The sequence below is a fragment of the Catenulispora subtropica genome (assembly GCF_039531675.1).
GTDB lineage: Bacteria > Actinomycetota > Actinomycetes > Streptomycetales > Catenulisporaceae > Catenulispora > Catenulispora subtropica.
Genome location: NZ_BAAAQM010000074.1, coordinates 1 through 9175 on the forward strand (window position 1 = coordinate 1; position 9175 = coordinate 9175).

Here is a 9175-nt window from a genome sequence, read left to right on the forward strand (position 1 = left end):
ACCGTCAGCCGACGACCACAGCCCGCCCGACCAACCCCGCACCATCAACACCATGGCCGAAGGTCGTAACAAGGCTCTTGATCTTCAACCCACAACCGAACCGCAGCAACCCACCCCGCGAACCCACCCACAGACCCACCGACCACCCCACACCAAACACCAGGAGCGCCTCGTCTCCCGGCGCGTCAGCCGTCCGAAGCCGCCGCCAGCACCGGCACCAGCACGTCGGACACCGGCGTGGCGATCCCGTGCCGCCGCCCCAGGCGCCGCACGACTCCGTTGCGCGCGTCCCACTCCAGCTCGCGTCCGGCCAGCCGGTCGAACAGGATCGAGGACCCGATGTCAGGGTCCATCCGCTCGAAGATCCCGACCAGCGCCTCGGCCTCTTCCTCCGGCAGCTGCGCGCCCTCGGCGCGGGCCACGGCCAGCGTCTCGCGCGCCAGGCCCAGCGCCAGCTCCTTCACGTCCTCGCGCTGGTACACCGCGGCCCGCCGGCCGGTGGCGGCCATGATCCCGGCGATGGCGTTGGTGGTGAGCTTGCGCCAGGCGGCGGTCGTGAAGTCCGAGACCAGCTCCACCTCGACCGCCGGCGCGCCGTCGAGCAGCTTCGCGAACTCCTCGCCCTCCGGGCCGGCCGGGACCTGGAGCAGGGAGGAGATGTTGTTGCGGACCGTGACCTCACCGGGCCCGGTCGGCTCGGCGCTGATCCAGACGATGGCCGGGAGCACCCGGGCGTCGTTGGCGTGCGGTGCCACGCGGGCCACGTGCTCCACGCCGTTCTGCAGCGCCACCACCGTGGTCCGCGGGGTGCACAGCGCCCCCAGGTAGCCGGCCGCGCCGTCCGTCTGGTGCGCCTTCACCGCCAGCAGGACCCAGTCCGCCGGGCCGTCGACCTTCGCCGGTGACGTCAGCACCGGCATCGTGAGGTCCGTGACCTCGCCCGTGACGTCGTCGACCACCCGGATCGCCCCCGGATCGCGCCGCGCGCACAACGTGACGGCGTGCCGTCCCGTCTGCTGCACGGCCAGCGCCGCGACCGAACCGATAGCGCCAGGCCCCACCACCGCTATGTCCGCCATGGATGTCAAGCGTATGTGCGAATCTGGAATAGCGCTCAACCAACAAGAGCTTGTCATCGACGGCGCCGTCGGGGCGGAGGCGCGGCCGTCACCGGATGTCACCCATCAGCCGGTTGATGAACGGCGCGGTGAGGAAGGCGATCACGCCCATGCCCAGCGCGACACAGCCGATGGACAGGAAGTAGCTGAAGTCGCTCACCACCGTGCTGAGCTTGGTGACGTAGACGTTCAGCGCGTTGCCGACCGCCGTGGCCAGGAACCACAGCCCCAGCATCTGCCCGGCGAACCGAGCCGGCGCCAGTTGTGTGGTCACCGACAGGCCCACCGGCGACAGGCACAGCTCGCCGAGGGTCTGCAGGAGGTAGGTCACGGCCAGGAACGCGATCGAGGCCTTGTGCGTCGGGGTGGCGTTCTTGCCCGCCAGACTCATCACGAAGAACGACAGCCCGATGAAGATCAGGGCGATCGCGAACTTCACCGTGGTGCGCGGCGCCCGGTCGCCGAGCCGCTCCCACATCCAGGCGAAGATCGGCGCGAACACCATGATGTAGAAGGGGTTCGCGGACTGGAGCCACACCGCGGGCATCTGCCAGCCGAAGACCGACAGGTTCGTCTTGTCGGCGGCGAACAGGTTCAGCTGGCTGCCGGACTGGTCGTAGATCATCCAGAAGACCGTGGCGCCGATGAAGAACGCCACGAACGCCCACAGCCGCGGCGCCTCCCCGCTGGAGAGCCCGCCGCGGCCGAACATGTACCCGAAGTACAGGAAGGGCGTGGCGATGATCGGCGCGGCCAGCGCGTCGGAGAACGCCGCGACGCTCCACTGCGTGAAGGCCATCCAGCCCACGACGATCGCCACCACGACCAGCAGCACCAGCCCCGTCAGCAGCAGCGTCCGCCTCAGCTCCCGGTGGGCGATCGGCTTGGGCGGCCACATGCCGACCGTGCCCAGATGCTTGCCCTGCGCGATGTAGAAGACGACCGCGAACGTCATGCCGATCGCCGCGCATCCGAAGCCCAGGTGGTAGTTGACGTGCTGGCCCACCCAGCCGGCGGTCAGGGGCGCCAGGAACGCGCCCATGTTGATCGCCATGTAGAAGATCGTGAAACCGGTGTCCCGCCGCGTGTCATGGGTGTGATACAGATCACCGACCTGCGCGGAGATGTTGGGTTTCAGCAGACCGGTGCCGAGCACGATCAGCGCCAGCCCGAGGAAGGTGGTGCCCTTGGTCGGGATCACCATCACGTAGTGGCCGGCGGCGATGACGATGCCACCCCAGAGCACTGAGCGCCGGGCGCCCCAGATCCGGTCGGCGATCCAGCCGCCGGGCAGCGCCATCAGGTAGACCAAGCTGTTGTAGATGCCCAGGAAGCTGTTGCCGGTCTTCGTGGAGAAGCCCAGGCCGTGGTTGGCCACGGTGTCGGTGAGGAACAGCACGAGCAGGCCGCGCATCCCGTAGAAGCTGTAGCGCTCCCAGAACTCGGTCGCGAACAGGGTCTGCAGGCCCTTGGGCTGACCGAAGAACGCCTTGTCGTCCTCCGGCGGCGGCTTGCCGTGCGGGGAGTAGCCGCCTCCCGGCGGCGGAGGCTCCGTGGTCGTCATGGCTTCCCCCCTCCCCGCGGGTGATCCGTGCATTACCGGCAATGCTCCGGATGGGGGAGCGACAGCCGGGCCACCCCGATTACCATCACACTCATGACCCGTGTACTGCTCGCCGAGGACGACGCCGCCATTTCCGAACCCCTGGCGCGGGCGCTCCGACGCGAGGGCTACGAGGTCACGGTCCGCGCCGACGGCCCCGGGGCCCTGCTGGCCGGTCAGAGCGGCGTCGACCTGGTGGTCCTGGACCTGGGCCTGCCGGGGATGGACGGCCTGGAGGTCTGCCGCCGGCTGCGCGCCGACGGCCACACCTTCCCGGTGCTGGTGCTCACCGCCCGCGCCGACGAGGTGGACACCGTGGTCGGCCTGGACGCCGGCGCCGACGACTACGTCACCAAGCCGTTCCGGCTGGCCGAGCTGCTCGCCCGGGTGCGCGCGCTGCTCCGGCGCGGCACCCCGGACCTGGGCAACGGCGTGCACGGCGTGCGCATAGACATCGAGTCGCACCGCGCCTACCTGGGCGACCAGGAGCTGAACCTGACGGCCAAGGAGTTCGACCTGCTGCGGGTCCTGGTCCGCGAGGTGGGCCGGGTGGTCACCCGCGACCAGCTGATGCGCGAGGTGTGGGACACCACCTGGTGGTCCTCCACCAAGACCCTGGACATGCACATCTCCTGGCTCCGCAAGAAGCTCGGCGACGAGGCCTCGCGCCCCCGTTTCATCACCACGGTGCGCGGCGTGGGCTTCCGCTTCGAGCGCGGCTGACCGGGCCGGGCCCCCGTCGTGCGCCGTCGCCTGGTCTCCTCCACCTTCCTGGTGGTCATGATGGTGGTCATCCTGCTCGGCGTGCCGCTGGCGGTGCTCGAGGTGCGCTCGGTGGACAGCAGTACCAAGACCGTGCTCGCCACCGAGGCCCAGACCCTCGGTGAGACGGTGTCGATGCAGGTCAGCAAGGCCAGTCTGAACGGCGCCAACGCGGTCGGGCTGTCCGACTTCGCGCCGAATGTTAAGCGGATGATCGCCCCCGGCCACGCCGCGACGGTGATCGTGGACGGCCAGAGCCCGCTGCGGGTGGACCCGCTGCCGGCCGGCGCCCCGGCGTTCACCGCCAGCTACACCGTGAACAACGTGCTCAGCAACGTCGGCGTGCACGTCACCGTGCAGGCCCCGCGCGCCCCGGCCGACCGGCAGATCCGCAGCTCGATGTACCTGATCGGGGGCGTGGCGCTGGCCGTGCTGGTGGCCGCCACCGGCCTGGCGTACCTGCAGGCCCGGCGGCTGACCAAGCCGCTGGAGGAGCTGGCGGCCACCGCCGAGCGCCTGGGCTCCGGCGACCCGCGGCCCCGGCACCGCCGCTACGGCATCAGCGAGCTGGACCGGGTCGCCGAGGTGATCGACAGCTCCGCGGACCGGATCTCCACCATGCTGGGCGCCGAGCGCCGGCTGGCCGCCGAGGCCTCGCACGAGCTGCGCACCCCGCTGGCCGCGCTGTCGATGCGGCTGGAGGAGATCATCGCGCTGGCCGACGACCCGCAGACCGTGCGGGACGAGGCCGAGGTGGCGCTGTCCCAGGTGGAGCGGCTGACCGATGTGGTGCAGCGGTTGCTGACCACGGTGCGCACCCACCGCCGCTCGGACCTGGCGGTGCCGATCGAGGTCGACACCGTGATCCGGCAGCAGGTGCACGAGTGGCGCCCGGCGTACCAGTCGATGCGGCGCGGGATCGTGGTCTCCGGGGAGCGGCGGCTGATGGCGATGGCCACCCCCGGCGCGTTCTCCCAGATCCTGTCCACGCTGCTGGAGAACTCGCTGATCCACGGCGCCGGCACGGTCACCGTGCACACCCGCGCGACCGGCGGCTCGGTGGTGGTGGAGGTCGGCGACGAGGGCGAGGGCATCGCGCCGGACCTGGAGGTCAAGCTGTTCGAGCGGGGCGCGTCCTCGCGCGGGTCGACCGGGCTGGGGCTGGCGGTGGCGCGGGAGCTGGCCGAGGCCGACGGCGGGCGGCTGAACCTGGTGCTTCAGCGGCCGGCGGTGTTCGCCGTCTTCCTCACGGAGCACTCGCCGTTGTCGGTGATTGCGCGCTGAAGCCGTTGTCCTCGCCGTTGTTCCGGGCGGCGGCGCCGTCGACTCCCTGAGTCTCCTGTTGCGACTCCGGGAAGACCAGCAGGTGCGAGGTGGTGAACCGGAAGACGCCGGCCACGGGGAGCCCGAAGACGAACTTGGCGATGTTGGCCGCGGCGATGCTATGGAAGCCCAGCACGTGGTCGGCGACGAAGACGAAGCTGTTCTCGATGATCAGGCCGACCAGGCTGATGAGCGCGAACAGCGCCATCTCGCGGCGGCGGGCGTCGGCCGGCCGGTGGCGGAAGACCCAGTAGCGGTTGCCGATGTAGGCGGTCACCGTGGCCACCAGGGTGCCGCCGACGGAGGCGACGGTGTGGCTCAGCCCGGTGAACTTCCAGAGAAGGTTGGAGCTGGAGACGTCGGCGACGACACCGACCGCCCCGACCACGCCGAACTTGAGCATTTCGGCATACAGCTTGCGGATGGTCGAGACGGCCTTGGCGACCAGGGTGAGCGCTGTCTTGAAGACGAGGACGAGCACTATGGGGTTTCCGAGTCGGGCTGGGGCTGGGGCTGCCGCGCAGGCGCTAGCGGGCCGCGGTCTCGGCGACCGGCTGCTGCCGGTGGCCGTGCGGCACGTGCAGCGGGTGGCCGGCCGGGTACAGCGGCGTGTGCGCCGCGGCCGGGACGGCCTCCTCGACCGGCTCGGAGCCCTCGGGGAAGACGAAGGTGCGGTAGCAGTACAGGCGGAACAGCATGCCCACCGGCATGCCGAACGCGTACTTCGCGACGTTGACCGCCAGCTGGCCGTCCTGGCCCAGGCCGTACTTGGCGATGAAGACGAACATCACCTCGATGACCGCGGCCACACCGTTGATCAGGAAGAAGAACAGCATCTCCCGGTGGCGGTCGATCTTGTCGCGGTCCTTGTAGGTCCAGTACCGGTTGCCCAGGTAGGCCACGCAGGTGGCGATCACGGTGGAGACGATGGTGGCGACGATCTGCTTGTCCTTGACGGCCAGCAGCATGACGTTCAGCACCGACATGTTCACGACCAGGGCGACGGCGCCCACGACCCCGAACTTCGACAGCTCGTGGACGAGGTGCTCGAACCGGTTGTACAGCGAACGCACGACCGTCACGCCAGCCACCTGTCTTCCATCGGGTTTTCTCCTAGCGCATCGAGGGTACCGTTCCCTTCTTGGCAGGATCGACGCCCGCATGCGAAACCTGCGTTAAATCTACTCACTGCTACGTAGCTGTGACATCGGCCTCCCTCCATTCGTGGGGCTTCGCCCGTTTATGGGATCCCCTAGGTGTCCAGATATCCCCGCCCGTCTCCCACCACCGCCCGTTAAGGAGGCGCTGCGCGCCGCAGTTACTATTAGGCAGTGAACTTCCCCGTTGTAGGCGTAGTAGGTGGTGGCCAGCTCGCTCGCATGATGCAGCAAGCAGCGATCGGCCTGGGGGTGAACCTCCGGGTCCTGGCCCAGAGTCCCAGCGATCCCGCGGCCCAGGTGATGCCCGGAACCGTGATCGGCGACCACCACGACCTGGACGCCCTGAAGAAGTTCGCGGCCGGCTGCGACGTGCTGACGTTCGACCATGAGCACGTCCCCACCGACTACCTGCACGAGCTGGAGGCGGCCGGGGTCGCCGTCCGGCCGGGCCCCGACGCGCTGGTCTACGCGCAGGACAAGGGGCTCATGCGGCGGAAGCTCACCGAGCTCGGCCTGCCCTGTCCCGAGTGGTCCCTGGTGTCCACCCAGGACGACCTCGCCGACTTCGGCGTCTCGGTCGGCTTCCCCTACGTCCTGAAGGCCACGCGCGGCGGCTACGACGGCCGGGGCGTGTGGGTCGTCGACGACCTCGCCGAGGCCGAGGACGTGCTGGCCGGCGCCGCCGAGCGCGGGGTGACGCTGCTGGCCGAGGCCATGGTGCCGTTCGTGCGGGAGCTGTCGGCGCAGGTCGCGCGCTCGCCGCACGGGCAGGCCGCGGCCTACCCGGTGGTGGAGTCGCTGCAGATCGAGGGCATCTGCCGTGAGGTCTACGTGCCGGCGCCCGGGCTCCCGGAGGCCGCGGCGCTGGAGGCGCAGCGGATCGCGCTGACCGTGGCCAAGGAGCTCGGCGTCACCGGCATGCTGGCCGTGGAGCTGTTCCAGACCCCCGACGGCGGCGTGCTGATCAACGAGCTGGCGATGCGGCCGCACAACTCCGGGCACTGGAGCATGGACGGCGCCGTCACCGGACAGTTCGAGCAGCACCTGCGCGCCGTGCTGGACCTGCCGCTGGGCGAGGTCCGGCCGGTGGCGCCGGTGGTGGTGATGGCGAACGTGCTGGGCCTGGACCTGCCCGAGGTCTACCCCGCGTACAAGCACGTGATGGCCCACGACCCAGGGGTCAAGGTCCACATGTACGGCAAGGACGTCAAGCCGGGCCGGAAGATCGGGCATGTCAACGTCCTGGGAACAGTGTTCGACGACGTCGTCGAGCGGGCCCGGCACGCCGCCGCGTATCTGCGAGGAGAGATCGATGAGTGAGTCGGGCACCACGCCCCTGGTCGGCATCGTCATGGGGTCCGACTCCGACTGGCCGGTGATGAAGCTGGCGGCCGAGGCCCTGGACGAGTTCGGCGTCCCCTACGAGGTCGACGTGGTCTCCGCGCACCGCATGCCGCGCGAGATGATCGCGTACGGCGAGAACGCCGCCGGCCGTGGCCTGAAGACGATCATCGCCGGCGCCGGCGGGGCCGCCCACCTCCCGGGCATGCTCGCCTCGGTGACGCCGCTGCCGGTGATCGGCGTCCCGGTGCCGCTGAAGTATCTGGACGGCATGGACTCGCTGCTGTCGATCGTGCAGATGCCGGCCGGCGTCCCGGTGGCCACCGTGTCCGTCGGCGGAGCCCGCAACGCCGGACTCCTCGCCGCCCGCATCCTGGCCGCGCACGACGTGGAACTGCTCGGCGCGATGCGCGCGTTCCAGGACGATCTCAATGCCCAGGCGACGGCCAAGGGTGCGGCGCTGCGGGCGCTTAGGGCAGAGTAGGCGGACGGTAGGGGGTATTCCCAACGGGGCGTCGTCAGACGCATCATGCTCGCGACAGAGTGGGGGAGCAGTAAGTGGACGCCAACCGACCGGCCCCGGGATCCGGCTTCGGAGGCCTGGGAGCCGGCAGCATCGTCTCCCGCAACATCCAACCGCTGCTGGACGCCGATCCCCGCCAGATCGGCCCGTACGCGATCGTCGGCCGCCTGGGCCAGGGCGCGATGGGCCACGTGTTCCTGGGCTTCGCCCCCAACGGCCCGGCCTACGCGCTGAAGGTCCTGCGCCCCGACTTCGCCACCGACAGCGACTTCCGCCGCCGGTTCACCCGTGAGATCGCCGCGGCCCGCGCCGTGCACTCGCCGTTCGTGAACGCGGTGACGGACGCCGACCCGACGGCGACGACACCGTGGCTGGCGTCGTACTTCATCCCCGGCCCGCCGCTGAGCACGGCGGTGCAGCTGGCCGGCCCCTTCGCCCCCCGCCCGGTGGCGCACCTGTGCGTCGGCATCGGCCTGGCCCTCCAGGCCATCCACACCGCCGGCATCGTCCACCGCGACCTGAAGCCCGCGAACGTCCTGGTCGCCTCGGACGGTCCACGGGTCATCGACTTCGGCATCGCCCGCGCGGTGGACGCCAGCATGCTGACGAGCACCGGCATGCGCCTGGGCACCCCGAGCTTCATGGCCCCGGAACAGGTGGCCGGCGCGGACGTCGGCGCCCCCGCGGACGTGTGGGCCGTCGGCGGGATGCTCGTCTACGCGGCCACCGGCCGCACCGCGTTCGGCGACGGCAACGCGATGAGCATCCTGTACCGCGTCGAGCACCACGACCCCAACCTCGAGGGCCTGGAACCGGCCCTGGCGCACATCGCCCGAGCCTGCCTGGCGAAGGACCCGGCTGCACGTCCGACCCCGGCGCAGCTGGTCGAGATGTGCCGCGCCGCCCTGGACGGCGGCGGAATGGGCATCCCGGCCCTGCCGGGAACGGACGTGACCGGCTGGCTGCCGCCGGCGGTATCGCGAGACCTGGCATCGCGGCAGGTGGAACTGGCCTCGGTACGCCAGACGCAGGTGCCCGCCGGACCGCCGCCGGGCGGCCCGGCGCCCACGAGCGGAAGCAAGGGCGGCGGCCTCGGCGGCTTCCTGCGCCGCAAGGGCGGGGGCCAGGGACAGAACCAGAATCAGAATCCGAATCAGCAGCAGAATCAGCAGCAGGCGCAGCAGGCGCAGCAGCCCGGCGGCCCGTGGGGCCAGGGCACTGCGACGGGTGCACCAGCCGGACAGACCGGCGGCGGACAGTACGGGGCAGCGGGGATGAGTTCGATGGGGGGCCAGTACGGCCCCGGGAGCACGGGCGGGGCAGGTCAGGGGCCCGGTGGTCAGCC

9 protein-coding genes are annotated in these 9175 nt (G+C 70.5%); 5 read left to right on the forward strand and 4 right to left on the reverse strand.

The window, feature by feature from the left end:
* Window positions 1-185: 185 nt before the first annotated feature.
* Both ABD466_RS39675 and ABD466_RS39680 read right to left on the reverse strand, forming a co-directional pair.
* Window positions 186-1079, reverse strand: coding sequence for a 2-dehydropantoate 2-reductase (locus tag ABD466_RS39675; protein WP_344662457.1), 894 nt, complete (start codon window positions 1077-1079; stop codon window positions 186-188).
* 88 nt (window positions 1080-1167) lie between these two features.
* Window positions 1168-2682 (reverse strand): peptide MFS transporter, encoded by a 1515-nt coding sequence (locus ABD466_RS39680; RefSeq protein WP_344662458.1) that lies wholly within the window; start codon window positions 2680-2682, stop codon window positions 1168-1170.
* Window positions 2683-2775: 93 nt separating this feature from the next.
* Here ABD466_RS39680 and ABD466_RS39685 point away from each other — a divergent pair, with 93 nt between their 5' ends.
* Window positions 2776-3444: a response regulator transcription factor gene (locus ABD466_RS39685; protein WP_012785064.1), complete on the forward strand. Its 669-nt coding sequence runs from the start codon at window positions 2776-2778 to the stop codon at window positions 3442-3444.
* Window positions 3445-3462: 18 nt separating this feature from the next.
* Window positions 3463-4767: a sensor histidine kinase gene (locus ABD466_RS39690; protein ID WP_344662459.1), complete on the forward strand. Its 1305-nt coding sequence runs from the start codon at window positions 3463-3465 to the stop codon at window positions 4765-4767.
* Here the strand turns inward: ABD466_RS39690 and ABD466_RS39695 are convergent.
* Together ABD466_RS39695 and ABD466_RS39700 are read right to left on the reverse strand one after the other, a co-directional pair.
* Entirely contained in the window at window positions 4730-5287 is a 558-nt protein-coding gene (locus ABD466_RS39695; protein ID WP_344662460.1) for a GtrA family protein, read from the reverse strand. The genes ABD466_RS39690 and ABD466_RS39695 overlap by 38 nt on opposite strands.
* Window positions 5288-5333: 46 nt before the next feature.
* The gene (locus ABD466_RS39700; protein WP_344662461.1) at window positions 5334-5888 is read right to left on the reverse strand and encodes a GtrA family protein; all 555 of its coding nucleotides are present in this window, start codon (window positions 5886-5888) and stop codon (window positions 5334-5336) included.
* 249 nt (window positions 5889-6137) lie between these two features.
* Between ABD466_RS39700 and ABD466_RS39705 the strand changes: the two genes are divergently transcribed.
* The 3 genes from ABD466_RS39705 to ABD466_RS39715 form a co-directional block, all read left to right on the forward strand.
* On the forward strand, window positions 6138-7286 hold the full coding sequence (locus ABD466_RS39705; RefSeq protein WP_344662462.1) for a 5-(carboxyamino)imidazole ribonucleotide synthase: 1149 nt from the start codon (window positions 6138-6140) through the stop codon (window positions 7284-7286).
* Window positions 7279-7791 (forward strand): 5-(carboxyamino)imidazole ribonucleotide mutase, encoded by a 513-nt coding sequence (purE, locus tag ABD466_RS39710; RefSeq protein ID WP_344662463.1) that lies wholly within the window; start codon window positions 7279-7281, stop codon window positions 7789-7791. The genes ABD466_RS39705 and purE overlap by 8 nt, the downstream gene beginning before the upstream one ends.
* A 74-nt stretch (window positions 7792-7865) precedes the next feature.
* On the forward strand, window positions 7866-9175 hold a 1310-nt coding region (locus ABD466_RS39715), incomplete at its 3' end, for a serine/threonine-protein kinase (protein ID WP_344662464.1).